We start from the raw sequence: 24,234 nt of genomic DNA, 5'->3' as shown, positions 1-24,234 counted from the left end.
CCGCGCCGCGCCCACGACCAAGCCTCAGGCGCCCGTCAACCGCTCCCACAACGAGCGCACCTGCGGCTCCAGCGCCTCCAGCGGCCCGTCGTTGTCGATCACCACGTCCGCCACCGCCAGCCGCTGCTCCCGCGACGCCTGCGCGGCCATCCGGGCCCGCGCGTCGGCCTCCGGCATGCCCCGCAGCCGCACCAGCCGGTCCAGCTGCGTCTCGGGGGCCACGTCCACGACCACCACCAGGTCGTACAACCCCGCCAGGTCGTTCTCCACGAGCAGCGGCACGTCGTTGACCAGCACCGCGTCCTCCCCGGCCGCCGCCGTCAACTCCGCCGCGCGCGCCCCGACCAGCGGATGCACGATCGTGTTCAGCGCGGCCAGCCGCTCCGGCGCGCCGAAGACGATCCGGCCCAGCCCCGGTCGATCCAGCGAGCCGTCGGGCAGCAGCACCGACTCGCCGAATTCGGCGACCACCGCCGCCAGGCCGGGCGTCCCGGGCGCCACCACCTCGCGCGCGATCCGGTCCGAGTCGATCACCACCGCGCCCAGCTCCGCGAGCAGGCGCGCCACCTCGCTCTTGCCCGCCCCGATCCCACCGGTCAGGCCGACGTTTCCCCTGCTGCCCATGCCCGCGCCCCTCGTCCGTACCCGGGTCAACCACGACCGGGCCACCGTAGCGGCCGGGCGGCGCCCGCCCCCAAGGCCCCGGCCCCGGACACGCGAAGGCCCGCCCCGGACCACCGGGACGGGCCTTCGCGCGGTATGGGGCGTCAGATGTTGAGCTTGCGGAAGATCGGGCGCGGCACGTGCCGCAGCGCCGACATCACGAAGCGGAACTGACCAGGCACCCACACCACCGACGACTTGCGCCGCAGGCCCTTGACGATCGCCTCGGCGACCACCTCGGGCGTGGTGGCCAGCGGCACGTCCGGCAGACCCTCGGTCATCTTGGTGCGGACGAACCCGGGCCGGACCACCATCACGTGCACGCCGGTGCCGTGCAGCTTGTCGCCCAGGCCCTGCGCGAACGCGTCCAGGCCGGCCTTGGTCGAACCGTAGATGAAGTTCGACTTGCGGGCCCGCTCGCCGGCCACCGACGAGATCACCGCGAGCGCCCCGTGCCCCTGCCGGGACAGCGCGTTGGCCGCCGCGAGCCCGGCCGAGACGCCGCCCACGTAGTTCACCTGCGCGACGCGCGCGGCGGCGGCCGGGTCCTTCGCGTCCGCGTCCTGGTCGCCGAGCACCCCGAACGCGAGCAGCACGACGTCGATGTCGCCCGCCGCGAAGACCTCGTCGATGGTCTTCTCGTGGTCGTCGGGCTCGGCCGCGTCGAACGCGACCACCTCGACCGTGGCGCCGCGACCGCGCAGGTCGTCGGCGGCGGCCTCGAGCCCGGCGGAGGGGCGTCCGGCGAGCACGACCCGCCGCACGCGCTCGGCGACCATCGCGCGGGCCGTGGTCAGCGCGATCTCGGAGGTACCGCCGAGAACGAGCAGGGACTGCGGTGCGCCCAAGGCGTCTTTCACGGTGCGTCCTTCACAAAAGCGTGGTTCACGAGACGGAGGAGGGAGTGCTGCGTGGCCGGCCGGTCAGATGCCGAGCCGGCGCGCCTGGTCGGAGACGAAGACCCCGTCCGGGTCGACCTTGGCGCGCACCTCGCGGAACCGCTCCAGCCGCGGGTACATCCGGGCCAGGTCGGCCGGGTCCATCCGCGAGTCCTTGGCGAGGTAGAAGCGGCCCTCGTTGGTCAGCACGATCTCGTCGAGCTCGCGCAGCAGCCGGGCCAGGCCGGGGGTGTTGGTCGGGAAGTCGAGGGTCAGCGTCCAGCCCGGCTTGGGGAAGGACAGGAAGCCCGCGTTGCCCGGACCGAAGCGCTTGAGCACGGTGAGCGAGGAGGGCGCGCCGTGCCGGCTGATCGTCTCGACCGCCTTGACCAGCCCGTCCTCGCGGCCGAACGGCACCACGAACTGGTACTGGAGGAAGCCGGTCCGCCCGTAGACCCGGTTCCACTCCTGGACCAGGTCGAGCGGGTGGAAGAACGCGGTGATCGACTGGAGTTGGCCGACCTTGTGCTTGGGCGCCTTGCGGTACCACAGCTCGTTGAACAGCCCCATGGTGAGCTTGTTCGGCAGCCGACCCGGCACCAGGTCCGGCACGGTCAGCAGCGAGCCGGTACGAAAGCGCAGCGGGTCCCGGCGCCGCTTGGCGGGCAGGTCGTCCAGCGCCGCGAACTCGCCGCAGGTGAGCACGCAGCGGCCCAGGTTGGGGCCCTTGGCCAGGCAGTCGAGCCAGGCGACGGTGTACGTGTACTTCTCGTCCGTCTCGGCCATCAGCGCCATCGCCTCGTCGAGGTTGCGCGTGCGGTCGGTGTCCACCGACGCGAGCGAGGTCTCGATGGGCGTCATGCGGATGGTCGCCGACAACACCAGGCCGGTCAGGCCCATGCCGCCGGCGGTGGCCCAGAACAGCTCCGGGTCGTTGTCCGGGGTGACGGTGCGCTCGGTGCCGTCGGCCAGGAGCAGGTCCATGGACAACACGTGGTTGCAGAAGCTGCCGTCGGCGTGGTGGTTCTTGCCGTGCACGTCGGCGCCGATCGCGCCGCCCACGGTCACCTGCCGGGTGCCGGGGGTGACGGGGACGAAGAAGCCGAACGGGACGAACAGTTCGATCAGCCGGTCCAGGCTGACCCCGGCCTCGCAGGTGACCAGGCCGCGTTCCAGGTCCACCGCGAGGATCCGGTCCAGGCCGGTCATGTCCAGGACGGTGCCGCCGCCGTTCTGCGCGGGGTCGCCGTACGAGCGGCCCAGGCCGCGGGCGATCACCCCACGCGAGGTGCGCTGCCCGAGGGCGGTGGCGACCTGCTCGCGGGTGGTGGGTCGCACGACGTCGGCGAAGGTGGGGGCGGTGCGTCCCCACCCGTTCAGCCGGACCCGCCGAGCGGTTGGTCGTACGTCGGCCGACGGGCCGTCAGACATGGAACACTCCCAGAACAAAGGTGAGAAGCCAGGCGAAGCCAAGGCCGACGAGGACCTTGTCCTTGAGGAGAACGTCCTCGGGGGACCCCGCGGTTCCGGCGTCCACGTACACGGCGTAGCGCAGGAAGGCGAAGCCGAACGGGACCAGGGACAACTGGTGCCAGGCCAGGGTGGAATCGCCCTCGGGGATCTGGAACGCCCACAGCGAGTAGGTGAGCAGCGTCACCGACACCGCCATCTGCCACACGAAGCGCAGGTAGGTGATCGAGTAGTTGGCCAGCGAGGCGCGCGTCTTGGCCGCCTCCTCGCCCATCAACACCATCTCCGAGTAGCGCTTGCCCGCGACCATGAACAACGACCCGAAGCCCGCGGTGAGCAGGAACCAGCGCGACAGCGGCAGTTCGGACGCGGTGCCGCCGGCCATCGCCCGGAACAGGAAGCCGGAGGCGACCATGGCCAGGTCGAGCACGACCACGTGCTTGAAGGAGAAGCAGTACGCGACGTTGAGCACCACGTACAGGCCCAGCACCAGCGCGGTCCCCGGGTTGCACAGCAGCACCCCGAGCACCACGGCGGCGATGCCCAGGATCGGGCCGAGCGTCCAGGCGAGCTTGACCGGCACCACGCCGGAGGCGATCGGGCGGTTGCGCTTGGTGGGGTGCTCGCGGTCGGCCTCGACGTCGAACGCGTCGTTGATGTAGTAGATCGCCGAGGCGGCGAGGCAGAACAACACGAACATGATCGCGCTGTGGCCCAGGACGTAGCCCTCGTCCAGTCGCCCGGCCGCCAGCGGCGCGGCGAACACGAGCACGTTCTTGACCCACTGTTTGGGCCGGGCCAGCTTCAGCAGGCCGCCGGCCAGTCCGCCACGCGGCGGCGCGGGCGCCTCGACCGGGGTCGGGGCCACGGCGGTCGCCGCCCCGGCGGCCGGGCCCGGTACGACCAGGGCCTCGTCCGGCTCGAGCGACGCTTCGACTTCGGATGTACTCAAGACTTCAGAACCCCTTCGGACGCTCTGCGCGGCGGACCCAGGCCCGACCCAGGCCACCCGCGGCGAGACCCATGGTCGCGCCGGCGGCCACGTCGGACGGATAGTGGACGCCCACGACGAGCCGCGAGAAACACGTCGCGGCGGCTGCCGTGCCGGTGACGGCCGTGGGCAGCAGACCGTGGAACGCCACGGCCGCGGCAGCGGAGGAGACGGAGTGCGAGGAGGGGAAGCTGTGTCGGCCGGCGGTGCGCACGGTCGGCTCCAGACCCGCTATCGCCGGTCGGGGGCGGCGCACGACCCGCTTGATCACCATGCTGGCCACGTGCGCCCCGGCGACGGTCGCGGTGGCGCGCAGCCACTCGGGCCGACGGTCGCGGTCCACCGCGGCGCCGACCAGACCCGCGGCGAGCCAGACACCCGCGTGCTCCCCGGCGAAGGACAGCGCCTTGCTCGTGCGCTGGACGACCGGGTGCCCGGTGCGCCCGCGCACCTCGCGGTACAGGGCGACGTCGGACGCGCCGACGGTCTTGACTACCTGCCCGGTGGCGAACGCTCCACCAAAGGCCATCGAAATCCCCAATTCCTACTGCACGTCGAGTGGTCGCCCTGCCCCGAAGTCCGGGGGCCTACGTGCTCCGGCGGTCGTCCCGACCGCCACACGGGCCACTTCCATATGAGCCCGGCGCATGGCACCAATGAGTCAGGGTACGCGAACCTCGCAGGCGCTCTTCGCCGAGTCGGCCCGGTATCGCCCCGAAGGGGCCGCCACCGATCGGGCACCCGTCCTGCGGCTTCGTTCCAGGTCACACGCTGCCGAACGGGTGGCACCGCCCGGGCCGCGACCGGCATTTCGTGACGGAACTGTGGCAGACCCGCAGCCTGCGCGAGGCCGGGCCGATGCACAAGCGCGTCCTTGCGCGCGGTCAGCGCAGCGGCGCCGGGGAGAATCCGCCGATCACGAGCCGGGTCGGCGCGCCGCCGCCGTCGGCCGGCACCGACCACACGTCGCCGGCCGCGCCGGAGCCGGTGGGCAGTGCGTACCCCACCGTGTGGTCATCGATCCAGATCGCCTGGTCGTCCACGCTGTGCGTCTCCGCGAGCGGCGTCTCGCGCATCGTGGCGAGGTCGAGCACATGCAGCCGCCACGGGTTGCGGGTGCTCTGCGAGATCTTCTTCTTGAACACCAGCCGGGTCCCGTCGGGGGACAACGACGGGCATTCGACGTTCTCCCGCAGCACCGTCATGGTGCGCGCCGCGAGGTCCCCGCGGACCAGGTAGGTGCGGCCGGTGGTGTTGGTCGACAAGGTGGCGTAGAAGGTGTTGTCGTCGGCGGTGAAGGTGACACCCCAGAAGTTGCGGTCCGGCGACTTGAGTTCCTTGCCGTCGCGGGTGGTGGTGAAGTCCTCCAGGTTCGCGGTCAGCTCGCCCGTGCGGGTGTCCAGGATCGAGGTCCGGGTGGAGAAGGTCATGGACGCGTACGAGTCGCCGTAGACGAACACGGTCCACGAGGCCATCCGCCCCGACGCCGAGACCCGGGCCCGGTTGGGCGTGCCGGCCAACTCGACCCGGCGCACCTGACGCAGGTCCGCGTCCAGGACCAGCGCCACGGGGGTCCTGGTCAGGCCGCCCTCGGTGGCCAGGCACACCGCGGTGCCGCCGGCGGCGTAGACCCGGTCGCAGGAGCGCTCGCCCACCGTGCGCGGCCCGCCCGGATCGGCCGCCGCGACGGTGGCCAGCCGGCCGTACCCCGGACCCGACTCGGTGCTGCGGAACAACAACCGCGGCGCGCCGACCAGGCTCAGCGGCGGCCCGCCAGGCGCGGTGCCGTCGCCGCCGTAGAGCCGGTCGTCCTCGCGCCGCACCGCGTACACCGTGTAGCCGACCGCGATGCCCGCGAGCAGCACCAGGACCAGCGCGAACACCAGTACGCGCCGCCGGGTGACCGCCGGCTTCACCGGCGCGTCGGCGTCGAGGTCAACGGACATCGTGGACCTCCGTGGGTCGCGTCGCCCGCACCCGGCGACCCGCCAGGGCGAGGGTGGAGCCGAACAGGGCCACCGCGAGGGCGACCGCGAGCACCCGGATCGCCGTCGCCGGCCCCCACGCGCTCCACAACGCGCCGAAGACCATCGAGGAGGCGAACCGGCCCACCGCCTGCCCGGTCTGCACCACCGCCATCCCGCCCGCCCGACCCGCCGCCGGCAACCGCGCCCCCACCGCGGCCGACAACACGCCGTCGGTGGCCGCGTAGAACACCCCGTGCAGGGCGAGCACCGTCAGCAACAGCGGCACCCCGCCGAGCGGGCCGCCCAGGAACACATACGCCGCGAGCAGCGCCCCGTGCCCGGCCAGGAACACCCGGCGCCGCCCGATCCGGTCGGCCAGCCGCCCCAACGGCAGCGCCAGCACCAGGTAGACCCCGGCGGTGCCCAGCGGCAACAGCGGGAACCAGTGCGGGCGGATCTCCAGCCGGTGCTGGAGCAGCAGATACACGAACGCGTCGCTGACGGTGACCAGGCCCAGCACCGCCGCCACCACGCACAACCGGCGATAGGGCCGATCCCGCAACAGCCGCGCCCCGTCACGCCATCCGGGCCGGTGCCGCGGGGGATCGCGGTGGTCGCGCACGAACAGCACGAGCATCGCCACCGCCACCAGGCCGACGCAGCAACTCACCACGAACACCGCGTCGTAGGCGGTGCCCACCGCCGCCAGGATGGTGAACGCCACCAGCGGCCCGGTGAACGCCCCGACCGTGTCGAGCGCACGATGCACGCCGAACGCGCGCCCCTGCGCCTCGGGCGTGCTGGACAGCGAGATCAGCGCGTCGCGCGGCGCCGTCCGCAGCCCCTTGCCGGCCCGGTCGGCGGCGAGCACCGCGCCGATCCCCGGCACCGAGGCGCCGACCAGCGGCAGGCCGAGCTTGGCCACGGCGGACATCCCGTAGCCGACCACCGCGACCGGCTTGCGGGCGGCGAACCGATCCGCGAGGTGGCCGCCGATCAGCCGCAGGAAGACCGTGACACCGGAGTACAGGCCGTCCAGGAAGCCGAATTGAAGCATCGTCAGGCCCAGGCCCGTGACCAGGTAGACCGGCATCACCGCGGTGACCATCTCGGAGGAGATGTCGGTGACCAGACTGACCATGCCCAGGGCGATCACATTGCCGGTGACCACCGCACCGCGCCCCGGCCCGGGCCGCGCGAGCGGCACATCCGCACGTGTGGACGAGACGTACACGCCGCACCCTCCCCCGGCTGCCGTGTGACCGATCCCGACCCTAGTCCCGTTCGCGCCCCCGCACCGGAAAACGCCGACGCCCCGAGACGTCGAAAGGCCCCACCTCCCCGAAGGGAGATGGGGCCTCGCGATACATCCGGCTACCCGAGGTTCACCTCAGGCGTCGTGTGCCCGAGTTCAGCTCTGGCCGCCGGCCAGCTTCTCGCGCAGCGCGGCCAGCGCCTCGTCGGACGCGAGGGCGCCGCCGGTGGTGTCGGCCTCGACCTCGTCGTCACCACCCGAGGAGTACGCGCCCGCGGCCTCGCCGGCCACGGCCTCCGCCTCGGCCTCGCGGGCCTTGACGACCTGCTGCTGGTGCGACTCGAAGCGCGCCTGGGCGTCGGCGTACTGCTTCTCCCACTCCTCGCGCTGCTTGTCGAAGCCCTCGAGCCAGTCGTTGGTCTCGGGGTCGAAGCCGTCCGGGTAGATGTAGTTGCCCGCGTCGTCGTAGGTCGCGGCCATGCCGTACAGGGTCGGGTCGAACTCGGCCGTGGCCGGGTCCGCGCCGAACGCCTCGTTGGCCTGCTTCAGCGAGAGGCTGATGCGGCGACGCTCGAGGTCGATGTCGATGACCTTGACGAAGATCTCGTCGCCGACCTGGACGACCTGCTCCGGGATCTCCACGTGGCGCTCGGCCAGCTCGGAGATGTGCACCAGGCCCTCGATGCCCTCGTCCACGCGGACGAACGCACCGAACGGAACGAGCTTGGTGACCTTGCCGGGAACGACCTGGCCGATCTGGTGGGTCCGGGCGAACTGCTGCCACGGGTCTTCCTGGGTCGCCTTCAGCGACAGGGAGACACGCTCGCGGTCCATGTCGACGTCGAGGACCTCGACGGTGACTTCCTGACCGACCTCGACAACCTCGGACGGGTGGTCGATGTGCTTCCAGGACAGCTCGGAGACGTGCACCAGGCCGTCGACGCCGCCGAGGTCCACGAACGCACCGAAGTTGACGATCGAGGAGACGACGCCCGTGCGGACCTGACCCTTCTGCAGGGTCGTGAGGAATGTCTGGCGCACCTCGGACTGGGTCTGCTCGAGCCAGGCACGGCGGGACAGGACCACGTTGTTGCGGTTCTTGTCCAGCTCGATGATCTTGGCTTCGAGCTCCTTGCCCACGTACGGCTGGAGGTCCCGCACACGACGCATCTCGACCAGCGAGGCCGGGAGGAAGCCGCGGAGGCCGATGTCCAGGATGAGACCACCCTTGACGACCTCGATGACGGTACCGGTGACGATGCCGTCCTCTTCCTTGATCTTCTCGATCGTGCCCCAGGCGCGCTCGTACTGCGCCCGCTTCTTCGAGAGGATCAGGCGGCCTTCCTTGTCCTCCTTCTGGAGAACCAAGGCCTCGATGTGGTCACCGACAGTGACGACCTCGTGGGGGTCCACGTCGTGCTTGATGGAAAGCTCGCGGGACGGGATGACGCCTTCGGTCTTGTAACCGATGTCGAGCAGGACCTCGTCCCGGTCGACCTTGACGATCACGCCATCCACGATGTCGCCGTCGTTGAAGTACTTGATCGTCTCATCGATCGCTGCGAGGAAGTCTTCCTCGGAGCCGATGTCGTTGACCGCCACCTGCGGGGTGGTGCTGGGCGTGGCCTCGGTGCTGCTCGTCATGTGGGTAAGGGCTCCGGGTACGGACAGAAGTCGTTTTCAAACACGCTTGTGGACCCGGTTTCGCCCCCGACGACCGCAGTCCATGCAAGAGGATGGCGTGGGATCGACAAAGGTGAGCGCGACCTGCTCCGTCTGAGTTCACGCAGGCCCGCGGCGCAACTTGCAGCATACGGGGCCGACCGGGTGCGGTCAACGCGCACCGGATGCATGCGATCAACCCGGACGTCCCGAAGGGAGTACCCTACGCGCGTCCGTGCCCGCCCGCAGCGATACCGCGGCTTCACCGCAACCTGGGAGCCAAGTGAACCGGCCCACGTCCCACGACCCCCACGCGTCACTGGTCGCGCGCTACGTCGACCCCGAGGACGCGGAAGGCGTCGACGACGACGCGGTACGCCGCAGGGTCGGCCTCGTCGAGAGTGTGCGCGCGGGCCGGCGGTGGTGGGACGCGAACGCCGACGAGTACCAGGTCGAGCACGGCGACTTCCTCGGCGACGCGCGCTTCACGTGGTGCCCGGAGGGACTGGACGAGGACCGGGTGAAGCTGCTCGGCCCGGTCGAGGGGCGCACCGTGCTCGAAGTGGGCGCGGGCGCGGCGCAGTGTTCGCGGCGACTGCTCGCGCGCGGCGCGTTCCCGATCGCGCTCGACCTGTCGCTGCGCCAGCTCCAGCACTCGCGCCGGCTGGACGCCGAGCACGGCACCCGGGTGCCGGTGGTGCAGGCCGACGCGGGCCGGCTGCCGTTCGCCGACGCGAGCTTCGATCTCGCGTTCTCCGCGTACGGCGCGCTGCCGTTCAGCCCGGACGGGGCGGGGATCATGCGCGAGGTGTTCCGGGTGCTGCGACCGGGCGGGCGGTGGGTCTTCTCGATCACCCACCCGATCCGCTGGGCGTTCCCGGACGAGCCGGGGCCGGAGGGGCTGACCGCGGTCGCCTCGTACTTCGACACGACCCCCTACGTCGAGCAGGACCACACCGGCCGGGCCACCTACGTCGAACAACACCGCACGCTCGGCGAGCGGGTACGCGAGGTGGTCGGCGCCGGCTTCCACCTCCTGGACATCGTCGAGCCGGAATGGCCCGACGACCTGGATTCCACCTGGGGCGGCTGGAGCCCCCTACGCGGGCGCCTGATCCCCGGCACGGCGATCTTCGTCTGCGCCAAGGACTGAGCACCCCGGAATCGACGGACGCCCGAGAAGCCGGGCCGGGCGTCCGCGATGCCCCGGATCCGCGACACGCACACGACACGCAACGGGCGGAGCGGGCGGGTACACCGAACTCGCGCGCAAGGCGCGCTATCGCACCTCGGCCAAGGTGGGTGCCTCCTCCTCGACCGACGGCCGCGGCCGCGCCGCCTTACGGTCCGCCACGAACTGCAACACGACGGCCGTCACAAAGAACAACACGCCCACCACGATCAACCCCAACGGCGCCGTGTCGTGCAGCAGCCGCAGCGTCCCGCTCCACTCCTTCGCGTCCGCGACGAGCGCGGCCGACCACTGCGGGCGCAGCTTGAAGGTGCCGTCGAAGACCTTGGTGACCGCCGGCTTGGCGTTGGGGTCGTCCGCCGGCGGCGACGTGCGCAGCTCCTCGGTGCGGGTCTCCTCGACGTACACCGGGATGCCCGTGACCGGCTCCACCCACATCTTCCGGGTCGCGGTGTACCAGAGCTGCATGCCCTCCTTCTCCACCGCGACCGGGTCCAGGCCGCCCGGGAGTTGCCTGGGCATCGGGATCTTCATCCACGGCACGACCTGCTCGAAGCGGTACGTCCGCAGCCCGTCGCGCTTGTCGGTGCCCTTGTACGAGATCACGTTCGCGCTGTGCGCCTGCGAGTCGTAGTAGTTGTAGTCGCGCTTGCCGGTGAAGAACGGCCACTTGTAGGCGAGGCCGGTGTGCGCGGCCGGGGCGCCGTCGACGGATTCGCCGCAGCAGTTCTTCGGGATCTGGCCGGCCGCGTCGAACGCGTAGCGCTCGGGCAGTTGGGTGACCACCTTGCCGGTGCCGTCCAGCACGGCCAGGTTCAGGTCCCACACCACGGTCGAGCCGTGACTGTCCTTGGCGTTGGGCCGGATCGCCTGGATCGCGGTGACCTTGGCCTTGCCCGGGCCCTCGGGCGCGCCCAAAAGCGTGGCGTTCGTCGCGTCCAGGACCAGCACCCGGTAGGCGTCCTCGCCCGCGAGCGCCTTGGCCACCACTCTCGGGAGGACGAACTCGCGCAACAGCGGCGCCAGGGCCACGCAGAACACGGCCGCGACCAGAAGGATCAGACCGGACTTACGACGCATCGAGGTGGACCCCTTGACGATGGAACCGGGTACGGATTCGCGCCGGCGTGGTCAGGGACGCGCGGGCGGGCTCGTGACCTGGAGCGGCTTGTGCACGGGCCCGGGATCCGCGGCGGCGCACGCGTTCAGCACGAACGCGGCCCCGACCGCGAGGATCGCCCCGGCCACGACCGCTGCGAAGGAACGCATTCGGCGGTCCCACCTTTCCTGCTGCCCCGGCCGACGCCGCGACGGTCGACGATGGGGCACGGTAGCAAGAAACGAGAACAGGTTCCCGTTTTTTGCGGATCGGATTCCGCTCGGGTTCGCGCCGGCTACCGACCGTCCGCCGTCGCGGCGTCGGCCGACGACGCCGAGGCGGACTGCTCCGGCGCTCCCGACGCACTCGACGAGATCGGCGGCGTCACCGACCCCGACGCGCTCGCCGTCGCGCTCTTCGACGGATCACCCGTCGCCGGCGACTCCGCCGACTTGGTGGCGGCGGGCTTCGTGGTCGGCGCCTTCGTGGTCGGCTTGACCGGCTGCCGCGCGTCGGGCACCGAACGCGCACCCGTCGCGTAGTAGGTCATCCACGAGGTGACCGTGCGCAGGTATTCGTTGGAGTGGTTGTAGCTGAGGATGGCCGCGTTCAGCCCGGCCCCGGTGGACAGGTCCCGGTTGCCCGCGCACAGGTAGCGCCCCGCGGTGAGCGTCGCGTCGAAGATGTTCTGCGGGTTGGCCACGCCGTCCCGGTTGCCGTCCATCGCCCAGCTCTTCCAGGTGGACGGGATGAACTGCATCGGCCCCACGGCGCGGTCGAACTCGGTGTCGAAGTCGTAGCGTCCGCCGTCGGTGTCGGTGATCCGGGCGAACTGCCCGCCGTCCAGGCGTGGACCCAGGATCGGGGTCACCGACGTGCCGTCCACGGTCACGTTGCCGCCGTACGCGTGCTCCGACTCCACCCGGCCGATGCCCGCGAGCAGCGTCCACGGCAGTTTGCAGCCGGGATCCATCCGGGCCAGATTCGACGCCGCCTGCTGATACGCCAGCAGCACCGTCTGGGGTATCCCGCCGGTCCCGGTCGCGGCGGTGCCCCGCGGCCCGGCCGAGGACGTCGCGCCCGGGGCGGCCGTGGTCGCCGGCGGCGTGGCGGCGGTGCTCGCGGCCCCCGGCAGCGCGGCCGGCACCACCGGCGGCGGCAACTCGAAGTGCGCCGGGCCGCCGCCGTTGACCGAGACGCCGCCGACCGGCGCCGCGTCCGACAGGCGCGGCAGATCGGAGGTGGGCACCCGGTGCGCGGTGACCATGGTGAACGGGGACTGCACCGCCGCGCCGCACGCCAACACGACCAGGATCGCCGCCGCGCTGCCCAGCCACGGATTCAGGATCCGTCTGCGCTTGGCCGGCTCCTCGGGCGCGCCGGCCGTCGGCGGCTTCTCGGGTCCGGGCGTGCTCTCGGATTCCGCCGAGGGCGCGGCGGCGGATATCCGCTCCACCGACACCGCGCCGGCGTCCGCCTCCGATTCGCCCGGCTTCCGCGGATCGGGCCCCGATTCGGCCTCTTCCACGAAGCTCCCCCCTCTGTGCGCGAGTTCGACGGTGCACCGGCCGTCGGTGACCACCGGTGCCCGTGCGAACCTATGCCGGCTTCGGCCGGCTCTCCACCCCCACGGCGCACTCGTTCCGGATCAGTGACCGGCGTCCTCCCAGTTCGCCCCGAAACCGACCGAGACGTCCAGCGGCGCGCGCAGCGGATAGGCGCCGGCCATCTCCCGCCGCACCAGCGCCTCCAACTGCTCCCGCTCGCCGGGCGCCACCTCCAGGACCAGTTCGTCGTGGACCTGGAGCAGTATCCGCGAGGCCAGCTTCTCCTCCCGCATCGCCCGATCCACCGCGAGCATCGCCACCTTGACGATGTCCGCCGCCGAACCCTGGATCGGCGCGTTCAGCGCCATACGCTCGGCCATCTCGCGCCGCTGCCGGTTGTCGCTGGTCAGATCCGGCAGATAGCGCCGGCGGCCGAACACGGTCTCGGTGTAGCCGGTCTGCCGGGCCTCCTCGACCACCTTGTGCAGGTAGTCGCGCACCCCGCCGAACCGCTCGAAGTAGGTCTCCATCAGCCCGCGCGCCTCGGCCGGCTCGATGTCCAACTGCTGGGACAGGCCGAACGCGGAGAGCCCGTACGCCAGTCCGTAGGACATCGCCTTGATCTTGCTGCGCAGCCCGTGGTCCACCGCCTCCGGCGCCACCGAGAAAACCTGCGCGGCCATCGTCGAGTGCAGGTCCTCACCCGAGGTGAACGCCTCGATCAGCGCCGTGTCCTGCGACAGGTGGGCCATGATCCGCAGTTCGATCTGGCTGTAGTCGGCGGTGAGCAGCCCCTCGAAGCCCTCGCCGACCACGAACGCGCGCCGGATCAGCCGGCCCTCCTCGGTCCGGATCGGGATGTTCTGCAGGTTCGGGTCCTGCGAGGACAACCGGCCCGTGGCCGCCACGGTCTGGTTGAACGTGGTGTGGATACGCGCGTCGTCGGCGACCGTCTTGATCAGACCCTCGACCGTGGTGCGCAGCCGGGTCTGGTCGCGGTGGCGCAGCAGGATCACCGGCAACTCGTTGTCGGTCTGCGTGGCCAGCCAGGTCAGCGCGTCGGCGTCGGTGGTGAACCCGGTCTTGATCTTCTTCGTCTTCGGCAGGCCCAGTTCGGTGAACAGGATCTCCTGCAACTGCTTGGGCGAGCCCAGGTTGAACTCGTGCCCCACCGCGGCGTGCGCCTCCTCGGTGGCCTGCTTGACCGCCGCCGCGAACTGCTCCTGCAGCCGCTCCAGATAGGGCAGGTCGGCCGCGATGCCCATCTGCTCCATGTGCGCGAGCACCGGCAGCAGCGGCAACTCCATGTCCCGCAGCAGCTCCAACCCGCCCTTGGCCGCCAGCTCGGTATCCAGCGCCGCCGCCAGATCCACCACCGCCCGCGCGGCCAGCATCAGCGCCGCGCCCGGCTCCGCGTCGGCCTCGTCGGACATGTCCAGCGCCAGCTGCCCGTCGCCCGAACCGCCCGCGTCCACCCGCAACTCGCGCCCCAGGAACCGCTCCACCAGACCCTCGAGCGCGAACGAGCGCTGACCGGGCAGCACCAGGTAGGCGCCCAGCGCGGTGTCGCTGGTGATCCCCCACAGCGCCCAGCCGCGCGCGGCCAGCGCCAGGATCGGCCCCTTCGCGTCGTGCACCGCCTTCGTCCGCCGCGGATCCGCCAGCCACGCCGCCAACGCCGCGTCGTCGCCCGCGTCCATCGTCAACGGATCCACGAACGCCGCCGACCCGTCCGCCGCGGCGAACGCCAGCCCCTTGACCTCACCGGTGCCGCGCCCCCACGAGCCGTCCACCGCCAACCCGGTGCGCTCCGCGCCCGCCGCGTGCTCGGCCAACCACTCGGCCAACGTGCCCGGCGCGACCACCGTGGTGTCCATCTCGAAGCCCGGCTCGGGCTCGGCCACGGCGACCACCGCCCCAGGGTCCACCGCCCACAACCGCTCCCGGAAGCTCGCGTTGCGAAACTCCAGCGCGTCGAGCACCACCTCGACCGCCACCCGGTCGAACGGCTTGCGCTCCAGATCCGTCGGCGTCACCTCCAGCTCGACGTCGCGCACCAACTCGGTCAGCCGCCGGTTCAGCTTCACATTGTCCAGGTTGTCGCGCAGATTCTGCCCGGCCTGGCCCTTGACCTCGTCGGCACGCGCCACCAGCTCGGCGAACGAGCCGAACTCGCGGATCCACTTCGCCGCGGTCTTCTCCCCCACCTTCGGAATGCCCGGCAGGTTGTCGCTCGGGTCGCCGCGCAGCGCCGCGAAGTCCGGATACTGCGCCGGAGTCAGCCCGTACTTCTCCTCCACCGCGTCCGGCGTGAACCGGTGCAGCTTGCTCACGCCCATCATCGGATACAGCACCGTCACATCCGGCGTGACCAGCTGCAACGCGTCACGGTCGCCGGTGAGGATCAGCACCTCGAAACCCTCGGCCGCGGCCCGGGTGGCCAACGTCGCGATCACGTCGTCGGCCTCGAAACCGGCGACGCGCATCGTCGGCACGCCCATCGCCGTCAGCTCCTCGACGATCAGCTCGACCTGGCCCTTGAACTCCTCCGGAGTCTCCGAACGATTCGCCTTGTAGTCGGGGAACTCCTCGGTGCGAAACGACTGCCGGGACACGTCGAACGCCACACCCAGATGGGTCGGCGCCTCGTCGCGCAACACGTTCACCAACATCGACGTGAACCCGTAGACCGCCTGGGTCGGCTGACCCGTCGCGGTACTCATCGACGCTTCCTTGAGCGCGTAGAAGGCCCGGTACGCCAACGAGTGCCCGTCGAGGAGCAGGAGTCGCGGCCGGGAACCGGCGGGAACGGAGGTCTGGGGGGTCCGAGTAGCTGCCACGACCGCGATCCTAGGCTGTCAGGCCGACACAACCATGTATCCGACAGGAGCGCACCATGCCCGACGAGACCACCCCGCCCAGCCTCGAAGAGATCCTGGCCCTGATGAACCTCGGCAGCCGGGACACCCTCTCCGAGCGCATGGGGATCGAATTCGTCGAGGCATCCGCCCAGCGTGTGGTCGCCACCATGCCGGTCAAGGGCAACACCCAGCCCTACGGGCTGCTGCACGGCGGCGCGTCGTGCGTCCTCGCCGAAACCCTCGGCTCGGTGGGCTCCGCGCTGCACGCCGGCCGCGACGCCATGGCCCTGGGCATCGAGATCAACGCCACCCACCACCGCTCCGCCGACGCCGGCGTGGTCACCGGCGTGGCCACCCCCGTACACCTGGGCCGCACCCTGGCCACCTACGAGATCGTGATCACCGACGAGAACGACCGGCGCGTCTGCACCGCGCGGCTCAGCTGCCTGATCAAGCGCCCCTGACCCCGCCGACCGGCGGAACCGCGCGGCGAAGGGGCCGACCCCCTCCGCCGCGCGGACACCATCGCGCTACGCGCCCTCGCCCAGATACGCCTCGCGCACCTTCGGATCCGACAACAGCCGATCGGCCGGCCCGGACAACACCACCGACCCCGTCTCCAGGGCATAGCCCCGGTGCGCCAGCCGCAACGCCTGCGCGGCGTTCTGCTCGACCAGCAACACCGTGGTGCCCTGCTCGTTGATCTCCCGGATGATCTCGAAGATCTGCGCCACGATCAGCGGCGCCAGACCCATCGACGGCTCGTCCAGGAGCAGCAGCTTCGGCTGCCCCATCAACGCGCGCCCGATCGCCAGCATCTGCTGCTCGCCACCCGACAACGTGCCCGCCAACTGCTCGCGGCGCTCCGCCAACCGCGGGAACAACTCGAACACCCGGTCCAACTCGGCCTTGGGCACCGACTTGAACCGGTAGGCGCCCATGTTCAGGTTCTCCGTGACGGTCATCGCCGGGAACACCCGACGACCCTCCGGAGAATGCCCGATGCCGAGCCCCACCACGTGATGCGCAGGCACCCCGTCGATGCGCTCGCCGCGCCAGCGCACCTCGCCCTCACGCGGCGTCAACAACCCCGAGATGGTGCGCAACGTCGTGGTCTTGCCCGCCCCGTTGGCACCCAGCAGGGCCACGATCTCGCCCTCGTTCACCTCGATGTGCACACCCTTCAGCGCCTGGATGGCGCCGTAGAACACGTGCAGATCGTCCAGCTCCAACATCTTCTTGCGGGGCGGTACGGCGGTGCCGGCGGCCGGCTTGGCCAACCCGACCGCGTCCGCGCCCGCGGCGTCGGCGGCGCTCATCGCTGCTCCTCCCCGTCCCGCTGCGCGGGGACCGAACCGTCCTCGGGCACCCCACCGACCTCGGCCTGCGTCGCACCGGTCATCTCGGCCGCCATCTCCGCGCCCAGATACGCGGCCACGACCTCCGGGTCGCGCTGCACCTCGGCGGGCGAACCGGAGGCGATCACCTTGCCGAAGTTGAGCACCGTGACCCGGTCCGCCACCGACATCACCAAACGCATGTCGTGCTCGATCAGCAGCACACTGATGCCCAGTTCGCGGTTGATCCGCCGGATCAACACCTCCAGGTCGAGCTTCTCCGTCGGGTTGGTGCCCGCCGCCGGCTCGTCCAGGAGCAACACCTGCGGATCGGTGGCCAGCGCCCGGGCGATCTCCAGGCTGCGCTGCTGACCGTAGGACAACGACGCGGCCAACTCGTTGAGCAGCCCGTCCAGACCGACGAAGTGCAACAACTCCAGCGCCCGCCGGTCGCTCTCGCGATCCTCACGGCGCGCGTTCGGCAACCCCAGCATGATCGACACCGGGCCCGACTTCTGCCGGGTCTCCGCCGCGATCTTGACGTTCTCCAACGCCGTCAACGCGCCGAACAGGCGAATGTTCTGGAAGGTGCGGGCCACCCCCAGCCGGTTGACCAGATGCGGCTTGCGACCGAGCAGCGAATGTTCGCCGCCCGACCGGTCGCGCAGCACGATCGTGCCCTCCTGCGGGACGTACATCCCGGTGAGCGAGTTGAACAGCGACGTCTTGCCCGCACCGTTCGGCCCGATCACCGCCAGGATCTCGCCCCGATGCAGATCCAACGCCACATCGGACAGGCCCACCAGGCCGCCGAAGCGCAGCGTCACACCGCGCACCCGCATCACCTGGTCGCCCGGATCCACCCGCGGCCGGTCGTCCGCCTTCGTCGTGGTGATGCTCACGTCATCCTCCCGCCGGCCGGCTCCGACATCGCGTCCGCGTCGCCGAGACCCGCCTTGGCCATGCTCAACTCACGCTTGCGCCGCACCGAGGGGATCAGACCCTGCGGGCGGTAGATCATCATGATGATCAGCAGCGCGCCCAGGTACATGAAGCGGTCGTTCGGATCGACCCAGTCCTTCATGTACTGCGGCAGCCAGGCCAGGAACGCCGTACCGATGATCACGCCCCACAGCGAACCCATGCCGCCGAAGATCACGTACGCGACCACCAGGACCGAGAACAACAGCAGGAAGCTCTCCGGGCTGATGAAGCGCGCCTTGCTCGCGTACGCCACCCCGGCGATGCCGGACGTCGACGCGCCGATCGCGAACGCCATCAACTTGAACTTCACCGTCGGCACACCCGTCGCCGACGCGGCCACCTCGTCCTCGCGAATCGCCGTCCAGGCCCGACCCACCCGAGAGTGCTCCAGCCGCAGGAACGCGATGATCAAGATCGTGGCGATACCGATCAACAGGTACCAGTAGGGCACCGGATCCAGTTCCCAGTCGTAGTCGATCGGACCGATGTGGATCCCGAAGTTCGAGATGCCCTGGACACCGCGCGGGCCGTTGGTGAACCCGTCCGCGTTCTTGGCGATCAAATAGATGATCTCGTGGAAGCCGAGCGTGACGATCGCCAGATAGTCACCGCGCAACCGCAACGTCGGCGCGCCGAGCAGCAGCCCGGCCAGCAGACACGTGGCCACCGCCACCGGGATCACCAGGAACGCGTTCAGCTTGAACGGCGGATCCACCGGCATCGCGCCGGTCCAATACGCCGTGCTGTACGCGCCGATCGCGAAGAACGCGATGAAGCCCAGGTCGAGCAGGCCCGCCCAGCCGATCACCACGTTCAGCCCGATCGCGAGCAGAACGTAGATCGCCACCTCGTTGACCAGGACCTGGTTCCAGAAGGTGGACAGCAGGTTCGGCAGCAGGATCAGCAGGCCGATCACCACCGCCGAGAAGCCGAGCCGGACCCAGATGATCCGACGCCAGTCGGCCGTCTTCGCCCTGGCCTGCGCCGCCACCGCCTTGACCGGCTCGGTCACGGGAGTGGTGAAGCGGTCCAGCGGGCCCACCTTCGGCCCCAGGAAACGCTGGTAGAGCGGCTTGCCGAACTCCATCACCGCCCACAGCGCGACCGCGCCGATGACCCACCAGACCACGCGCATCGAGCCGAGGGTCTTGTCCAGCGAGAAGAACACGTCCTCGCGGCTGCCCTGCGGACCGCTCATCACGTCCAGCAGCACGGCCGCCGCGACGGTGCCCACCAGTCGGCCGTACATCGGGTGCTGGTACCAGCGCTTGCGCCGCAACTTCGCCAGCGCCGCCGCCGTCGGCGCGAAATCCGTCTGTGTCGTGGTCGTGGTCACGCCGACCTCCCCAAGCGCTCGCCCAGGATGCCGGTCGGCCGGAACATCAGCACCAGGACCAGCACCGCGAAGGCGCTGACGTACCGCCACGACTCACCGAATATCGGCGAGGAGAAACTCTCCACGATGCCGAGCAGCATGCCGCCCATCATCGCGCCGCGGATGTTGCCCACCCCGCCGACGACCGCCGCGGCGAACGCGGTGATGCCCGGCAGGAAGCCCATCGTGAACGACAGCTGCAGGTGCAGGCCGAACAGGAAACCGGCGATGCCACCCATGAAGCCGCCGATGATGAACGTACGCGAGATCACCTTGTCGATGTCCACGCCCATCAGGCCCGCCGTCTCGGCGTCCTGCGCCACCGCCCGGATACCCGAGCCCAGCTTGGTGCGGTTCACCAGGTAGTCCAGGCCGACCATCATCAGCACGGCCGCGCACACGATGAGCAGCTGCAGGATGGTCACCTGGGTGCCGAAGACCGAGAAGACCTTCTTGTTCTCGAACAGCGTCGGCAGTGCGCGCGAGTCGCGACCGAACAACTTCCCCGCCAGGTTCTGCAGGAAGTAGGAGGCCCCGATCGCGCTGATCAAGAACGCCAAACGTGGCGCGTTCCTGCGTCTGAGCGGTCTGTACGCGACTTTCTCCAGAGCGAAGGCTGTGGCCGCTCCCGCGGTACCGGAAACGGCCAACCCCGCCGCGACCAACAAGACCGACACCAGTGCCGTCGGGTTGGTGCTCGGATCGATCCAGGTCAAGGCGAGCAGGGCCGAATAGGCGCCCACCATGAAGACTTCGCTGTGTGCGAAGTTGATGAGCTGTAGCACACCATAGACGAGGGTATAGCCGATGGCGATGACCGCGTACAGCGCACCGAGCATGATCCCTGGAATAAGGTAATCCAGGATTTCATCAGGTTGCATAAGGAAAGCTTCCTCAAGAAAACCGGACGGGCCCGGACCCTCCCGAAACTCCGGGAAGGCCCGGGCCCGATCGTCAGGTGGCGACGTCCTCGACGAGGAGGTCAGCCGCCCACGAGCTGGTCGATGTCGCCCATGTAGCCGATCTTGCCGCCCTTGACCTGGTAGATGAAGGTCGTGGCGCCGTCGAATTCACCGTTCTGCTTGAACTTGAAGGTCTTGGTCAGACCCTTGTACTGGGCACCCTTGAGCTTGGTGAGCATCGCCTCGCGGGTGATCTTCTCCGCACCGAAGGACTTCATCTGGTCGATCACCAGGTTGGCGATGTCGAACGACTCCGCCGAGTAGGTGCTCGGGTTGGTGTTGAAGCGCTTCTTGTAGTCCTCGGTGAACTGCTTCGTGGCCGCCTCGACGTTGGCGTCGGCGCACGGGCAGGTGAGGAACCAGTCGTTGGCGGCGTCGCCGGCCAGCGAGACGAACTGCGCGTCGTTGGTGCCGTCACCGGAGAACTTCGGGCCGTTGAAGCCCGCTTCCTTCAGCTTCTTGGCGAACGGCGCGCCGTCCTGGTAGTAGCCCGCGTAGATCATGGCGTCCGCGCCGGAGTTCTTGATCTTCGTGGAGATCGGACCGTAGTCCGGGGTGGCCTTCGGCACGCTGTCCGAGACGACCTGGACGCCGGCCTTGGTCAGCTCGTCCTTGGCGACCTTCGACAGACCCACGCCGTACTCGGTCTTGTCGTCGACGACGAAGACCTTCTTGACCTGGAGCTTCTTCGAGAGGTACTTCGCCATCCCGCCGCCCTGGGCGTTGTCGTTCGGCGCACCCCGCAAGAACGCGGTGAAATTGTTCTCCGGGTTCGTCAGGGACGGGTTCGTCGCGGACGGGGAAACCGTGGCGAGCTTCGCCTTGGCGTAGTTCGGCGACGCGGCCTTGGTCGGGCCGGAGAAGGCGGGGCCGATAACGGCAACAACATTGCTGTCGTCGATCAGCTTCTGCGCCGCGGAAACCGACTTGGTCTCCGATGCCTCGTCGTCCGAGGTCTTGAACTTGAGCGTGAAGGGAAGATCGCCCTTCGCGTTGGCCTGCTCGACGGCGAGCCGAGCGCCGTTCTCTTCGTTGATGCCAAGCTGAGCATTCTCCCCCGAGAGGCCCGCTTGGAAACCGATGGTCCAGGTCGGCTTGTTACCGCCGCCGGAGTTGCCGGGAGCAGTGCTGCCCCCGTCCTTCTTCTTGTCGCCGTCATCGTCACTGCCGCACGCGGAAAGCACGAGTGCCGCTGCCGCGATGGGCAGCGCGATTTTGATCACGCGTCGCTTGAGCACAGCAAACCCCAACCCCTTGTAGAAAAAGTTCGGAGCCCGCATCGGGGCGCCTTCACAAACCGCGATGAACATGCGGTGCCCGGAATGTAGTCCGGCCGGAACGGCAGCGGCAGTCCGCCGACGGAGATGTGATGCGCCCGTAACCAGATGTAATCCAAAAGAAACTGGAAACGAATTCTTACGATCCAAAGTGATCAAATATGATCATCAGCTGTCGGAAAAACAACGAACCCGTCCGGTTTGTCGGGAACCGGACGGGTTCGTAGCTGAATCGACAATCTCGGATCAGTCGGCGACGTCGCCCCCGGACACGACCACCTCGGCCACGGTGCGCATCGACATCCGGCGGTCCATCGAGGCCTTCTGGATCCACCGGAACGCCTCCGGCTCCGACATCCCGTACTTCTCCTGCAACACGCTCTTCGCCCGGTCCACGAGCTTGCGCGTCTCCAGCCGCGCGGTGAGGTCGCCCACCTCGCGCTCCAGGGCGGCCAGTTCGGTATAACGCGAGACGGCCATCTCGATCGCCGGAACGAGGTCGCCCTTGGTGAACGGCTTGACCAGGTAGGCCATCGCCCCCGCGTCCCGGGCCCGCTCGACCAGCTCGCGCTGCGAGAAGGCGGTCAACATGAGCACCGGCGCGAGCCGCGCCTGGGCGATCCGCTCGGCCGCCGAAATGCCGTCCAATATCGGCATCTTCACATCGAGGATGACCAGATCGGGCCGACACTCCTCCACCAACTCCACGGCCCGCTGCCCGTCCCCCGCCTCCCCGACGACGTGGTACCCCTCTTCCTCCAGCATCTCTTTCAGATCGAGCCGGATCAGCGCCTCGTCCTCGGCAATGACGACACGGGCGCGCCGACTGTCCTGCTCTGCGGCGGGCGGCTGCGTGGCGGCGGTCACGTCGCTCCTCGATCAGAGAAATGGTGCGGACACGAGGGTACCGAGACGCGGTATGGTGTTCCGCGTGCAGGTGTTGGGTTTCCCGCCAAACGGTGAAAAGCCCAGCTCAGCCGCCCCGGTAGCCCAATTGGCATGAGGCAATGGATTCAAAACCCATACAGTGTCGGTTCGAGTCCGACCCGGGGCACCAACTGGTCCGATCGAGTGAATCGCACTCGAACGCCTGATCCAGTGGGTGTCTGCGGTCCACGGTGGGCCCATGACCAACCCGGATCTTCGCCGCCAGGCACTCAGTCTGCTGCACACCGGCGTCACCAACGCCGAGGTGGCTCGAAGGCTACGCGTCCCCTCTGGGACCGTGGGCTACTGGCTACACATGGAACGTTTTCGGCACGGTGAGCTTCCCGGCCGACGTCTCGCTCCCTGCTTTCGCTGTCACGGTGACGACCTCGAGATCGATCGCGGCTCGTACGCCTACCTTCTCGGTCTCTACCTCGGCGACGGCCATATCGCGGCCCACCCGCGCACCTACAGCATCTCCATCTACTGCGCCGATGCCTGGCCGGGCCTGATCCGAGAGTGCGCGAACGCCATGTCCAGGGTTCTTCCGGGCCCTGCGCCGAACTTCGTACCTCGGCCGGGCTGTACGGACGTCAAGCGCTACTCGCAGCACTTGCCCTGTCTGTTCCCCCAGCATGGCCCCGGCCGCAAGCACGAGCGACCGATCGTCCTCGAACCCTGGCAGCAGGACATCGTCGGCGCCGAACCCTGGGCGCTCGTGCGTGGACTGATTCACTCCGACGGTTGCCGGATCGTGAACTGGACGACGAAGGTCGTGGCCGGCGAGCGCAAACGCTACGAATACCCGCGCTACCTCTTCGCCAACGAATCCAGGGACATCATGGGCATCCTCACGACAACCCTGGACCAACTCGGTGTCGAGTGGAAATTCGCCCGACGAAACCTTCTCTCCGTCGCCCGCCGGGCCTCCGTCGCGCTCATGGACCGACATGTCGGTCCCAAATACTGACGGCCCGCGCGTATGTACGACACGACGACGCGTCTGGCGGCACTTCGGCTCCTCGACGGTGGGCGCAGTCTGAACTCGGTGAGCAAGGAAACCGGGATCTCGCGCGCCGCCATGCGGTCATGGCGGGTCCGCGTCGACCCGGCGCGGCCCACGGGCTGTGTTCGCTGCACCGGAGTGCCCACCGCACCGGAACCCGGTCGGGACTACGCCTATCTGCTCGGCCTCTATCTGGGCGACGGTTGCCTCAGCGGCTACGCGAAGGGTGTGTACGGGCTACGGATCGCCTGTGGAGACGCCTGGCCCGGTCTGATGGACGAGTGCGAGGCGGCGATGCGGGCGATTCGCCCCGGCGGCAACGTCTTTCGTGTGCCTCGTCAGGGTTGTCACATGGTCACGTCGCTCTGGAAGCACTGGCCGTGTCTGTTCCCCCAGCACGGGCCCGGGCGCAAGCATGAGCGGGCGATCGTGTTGGAGTCCTGGCAGCGGGACATCGTGCGGGGCGAGCCGTGGGCGCTCGTGCGTGGGTTGATTCACTCCGATGGGTGTCGGATCACGAACCGGACCACGCGCGTGGTCGCGGGTGAGCGCAAGCGCTATGAGTATCCCCGCTACCTCTTCACCAACGCGTCCGCGGACATCATGCGGATCATGACCACGACGCTGGACGAACTCGGTGTCGAGTGGAGGTTCGCTCGGCGCGACAACCTCTCCGTTGCCCGGCGGACATCCGTTGCGCTGATGGATGAGCACGTGGGGCCCAAATACTGATGGTCCGTCATCCGCCGGGGCGGGTGACGGACCATCAGTCGTGCGCTGA

The 24,234-nt window shown here is 69.5% G+C and carries 22 protein-coding genes and 1 tRNA gene; 5 read left to right on the top strand and 18 right to left on the bottom strand.

The window, feature by feature from the left end:
* Positions 1 to 24 precede the first annotated feature (24 nt).
* The 8 genes from coaE to rpsA form a co-directional block, all read right to left on the bottom strand.
* A complete protein-coding gene (gene coaE / locus ACFRCG_RS11945; protein ID WP_380030692.1) occupies positions 25 to 624 on the bottom strand; it encodes a dephospho-CoA kinase in 600 nt (199 codons plus the stop codon).
* 143 nt (positions 625 to 767) lie between these two features.
* Positions 768 to 1,523 carry a decaprenylphospho-beta-D-erythro-pentofuranosid-2-ulose 2-reductase gene (locus ACFRCG_RS11940; RefSeq protein ID WP_380011351.1) on the bottom strand — a complete coding sequence of 252 codons (756 nt, stop codon included), beginning with the start codon at positions 1,521 to 1,523 and terminating at the stop codon, positions 768 to 770.
* Positions 1,524 to 1,586: 63 nt separating this feature from the next.
* Entirely contained in the window at positions 1,587 to 2,972 is a 1,386-nt protein-coding gene (locus ACFRCG_RS11935; RefSeq protein ID WP_380030691.1) for an FAD-binding protein, read from the bottom strand.
* Positions 2,965 to 3,963 carry a decaprenyl-phosphate phosphoribosyltransferase gene (locus ACFRCG_RS11930; protein ID WP_380011357.1) on the bottom strand — a complete coding sequence of 333 codons (999 nt, stop codon included), beginning with the start codon at positions 3,961 to 3,963 and terminating at the stop codon, positions 2,965 to 2,967. Before ACFRCG_RS11930 ends, ACFRCG_RS11935 begins: the two co-directional genes overlap by 8 nt.
* Before the next feature lie 4 nt (positions 3,964 to 3,967).
* Positions 3,968 to 4,531, bottom strand: a complete 564-nt coding sequence (locus ACFRCG_RS11925; protein WP_380030690.1) for a phosphatase PAP2 family protein — start codon at positions 4,529 to 4,531, stop codon at positions 3,968 to 3,970.
* A gap of 355 nt (positions 4,532 to 4,886) precedes the next feature.
* Positions 4,887 to 5,948 (bottom strand): hypothetical protein, encoded by a 1,062-nt coding sequence (locus ACFRCG_RS11920; protein ID WP_380030689.1) that lies wholly within the window; start codon positions 5,946 to 5,948, stop codon positions 4,887 to 4,889.
* On the bottom strand, positions 5,938 to 7,203 hold the full coding sequence (locus ACFRCG_RS11915; RefSeq protein ID WP_380030688.1) for an MFS transporter: 1,266 nt from the start codon (positions 7,201 to 7,203) through the stop codon (positions 5,938 to 5,940). Before ACFRCG_RS11915 ends, ACFRCG_RS11920 begins: the two co-directional genes overlap by 11 nt.
* A 177-nt stretch (positions 7,204 to 7,380) precedes the next feature.
* Positions 7,381 to 8,868, bottom strand: coding sequence for a 30S ribosomal protein S1 (gene rpsA / locus ACFRCG_RS11910; RefSeq protein ID WP_078977653.1), 1,488 nt, complete (start codon positions 8,866 to 8,868; stop codon positions 7,381 to 7,383).
* Positions 8,869 to 9,169: 301 nt separating this feature from the next.
* Between rpsA and ACFRCG_RS11905 the strand changes: the two genes are divergently transcribed.
* Entirely contained in the window at positions 9,170 to 10,039 is an 870-nt protein-coding gene (locus ACFRCG_RS11905) for a class I SAM-dependent methyltransferase (RefSeq protein WP_380030687.1), read from the top strand.
* A gap of 126 nt (positions 10,040 to 10,165) precedes the next feature.
* On the opposite strand, the gene ACFRCG_RS11900 is transcribed toward ACFRCG_RS11905, so the two are convergent.
* The 4 genes from ACFRCG_RS11900 to polA form a co-directional block, all read right to left on the bottom strand.
* A complete protein-coding gene (locus ACFRCG_RS11900) occupies positions 10,166 to 11,158 on the bottom strand; it encodes a DUF3068 domain-containing protein (protein WP_380030686.1) in 993 nt (330 codons plus the stop codon).
* A gap of 51 nt (positions 11,159 to 11,209) precedes the next feature.
* Complete coding sequence (locus ACFRCG_RS11895) at positions 11,210 to 11,347, bottom strand: hypothetical protein (RefSeq protein WP_380030685.1); 138 nt, start codon at positions 11,345 to 11,347, stop codon at positions 11,210 to 11,212.
* A gap of 125 nt (positions 11,348 to 11,472) precedes the next feature.
* Positions 11,473 to 12,705 (bottom strand): lytic transglycosylase domain-containing protein, encoded by a 1,233-nt coding sequence (locus tag ACFRCG_RS11890; protein WP_380030684.1) that lies wholly within the window; start codon positions 12,703 to 12,705, stop codon positions 11,473 to 11,475.
* 120 nt (positions 12,706 to 12,825) lie between these two features.
* Complete coding sequence (polA, locus tag ACFRCG_RS11885) at positions 12,826 to 15,573, bottom strand: DNA polymerase I (RefSeq protein ID WP_380030779.1); 2,748 nt, start codon at positions 15,571 to 15,573, stop codon at positions 12,826 to 12,828.
* A gap of 47 nt (positions 15,574 to 15,620) precedes the next feature.
* On the opposite strand from polA, the gene ACFRCG_RS11880 reads away from it, so the two are divergent.
* Positions 15,621 to 16,049 (top strand): hotdog fold thioesterase, encoded by a 429-nt coding sequence (locus ACFRCG_RS11880; protein WP_380030683.1) that lies wholly within the window; start codon positions 15,621 to 15,623, stop codon positions 16,047 to 16,049.
* A 66-nt stretch (positions 16,050 to 16,115) separates the two neighbouring features.
* Here ACFRCG_RS11880 and ACFRCG_RS11875 read toward each other — a convergent pair whose 3' ends face one another.
* From ACFRCG_RS11875 to ACFRCG_RS11850, 6 genes are all read right to left on the bottom strand, one after another.
* On the bottom strand, positions 16,116 to 16,820 hold the full coding sequence (locus tag ACFRCG_RS11875; protein WP_170222322.1) for an ABC transporter ATP-binding protein: 705 nt from the start codon (positions 16,818 to 16,820) through the stop codon (positions 16,116 to 16,118).
* 80 nt (positions 16,821 to 16,900) lie between these two features.
* Positions 16,901 to 17,824, bottom strand: coding sequence for an ABC transporter ATP-binding protein (locus ACFRCG_RS11870; protein WP_380030682.1), 924 nt, complete (start codon positions 17,822 to 17,824; stop codon positions 16,901 to 16,903).
* Positions 17,821 to 19,242 (bottom strand): branched-chain amino acid ABC transporter permease, encoded by a 1,422-nt coding sequence (locus ACFRCG_RS11865; protein ID WP_380030681.1) that lies wholly within the window; start codon positions 19,240 to 19,242, stop codon positions 17,821 to 17,823. The genes ACFRCG_RS11870 and ACFRCG_RS11865 overlap by 4 nt, the downstream gene beginning before the upstream one ends.
* The gene (locus ACFRCG_RS11860; protein ID WP_170222317.1) at positions 19,239 to 20,162 is read right to left on the bottom strand and encodes a branched-chain amino acid ABC transporter permease; all 924 of its coding nucleotides are present in this window, start codon (positions 20,160 to 20,162) and stop codon (positions 19,239 to 19,241) included. Before ACFRCG_RS11860 ends, ACFRCG_RS11865 begins: the two co-directional genes overlap by 4 nt.
* 101 nt (positions 20,163 to 20,263) lie before the next feature.
* Positions 20,264 to 21,553, bottom strand: a complete 1,290-nt coding sequence (locus ACFRCG_RS11855; protein ID WP_380030680.1) for a branched-chain amino acid ABC transporter substrate-binding protein — start codon at positions 21,551 to 21,553, stop codon at positions 20,264 to 20,266.
* Positions 21,554 to 21,766: 213 nt separating this feature from the next.
* Entirely contained in the window at positions 21,767 to 22,387 is a 621-nt protein-coding gene (locus ACFRCG_RS11850; protein WP_126641271.1) for an ANTAR domain-containing response regulator, read from the bottom strand.
* Positions 22,388 to 22,499: 112 nt separating this feature from the next.
* Here ACFRCG_RS11850 and ACFRCG_RS11845 point away from each other — a divergent pair.
* The 3 genes from ACFRCG_RS11845 to ACFRCG_RS11835 all read left to right on the top strand — a co-directional run bounded on the left by ACFRCG_RS11845 (position 22,500) and on the right by ACFRCG_RS11835 (position 24,185).
* Positions 22,500 to 22,577 (top strand) — tRNA-Leu (locus tag ACFRCG_RS11845).
* 69 nt (positions 22,578 to 22,646) lie between these two features.
* Positions 22,647 to 23,417, top strand: a complete 771-nt coding sequence (locus ACFRCG_RS11840) for a helix-turn-helix domain-containing protein (protein ID WP_380030679.1) — start codon at positions 22,647 to 22,649, stop codon at positions 23,415 to 23,417.
* A gap of 12 nt (positions 23,418 to 23,429) precedes the next feature.
* Entirely contained in the window at positions 23,430 to 24,185 is a 756-nt protein-coding gene (locus tag ACFRCG_RS11835; protein WP_380030678.1) for a transcriptional regulator, read from the top strand.
* Positions 24,186 to 24,234: the final 49 nt, after the last annotated feature.

The organism is Embleya sp. NPDC056575, assembly GCF_042793325.1.
Taxonomy (GTDB): domain Bacteria; phylum Actinomycetota; class Actinomycetes; order Streptomycetales; family Streptomycetaceae; genus Embleya.
This window is presented reverse-complemented; position numbering and strand designations above follow the sequence as displayed.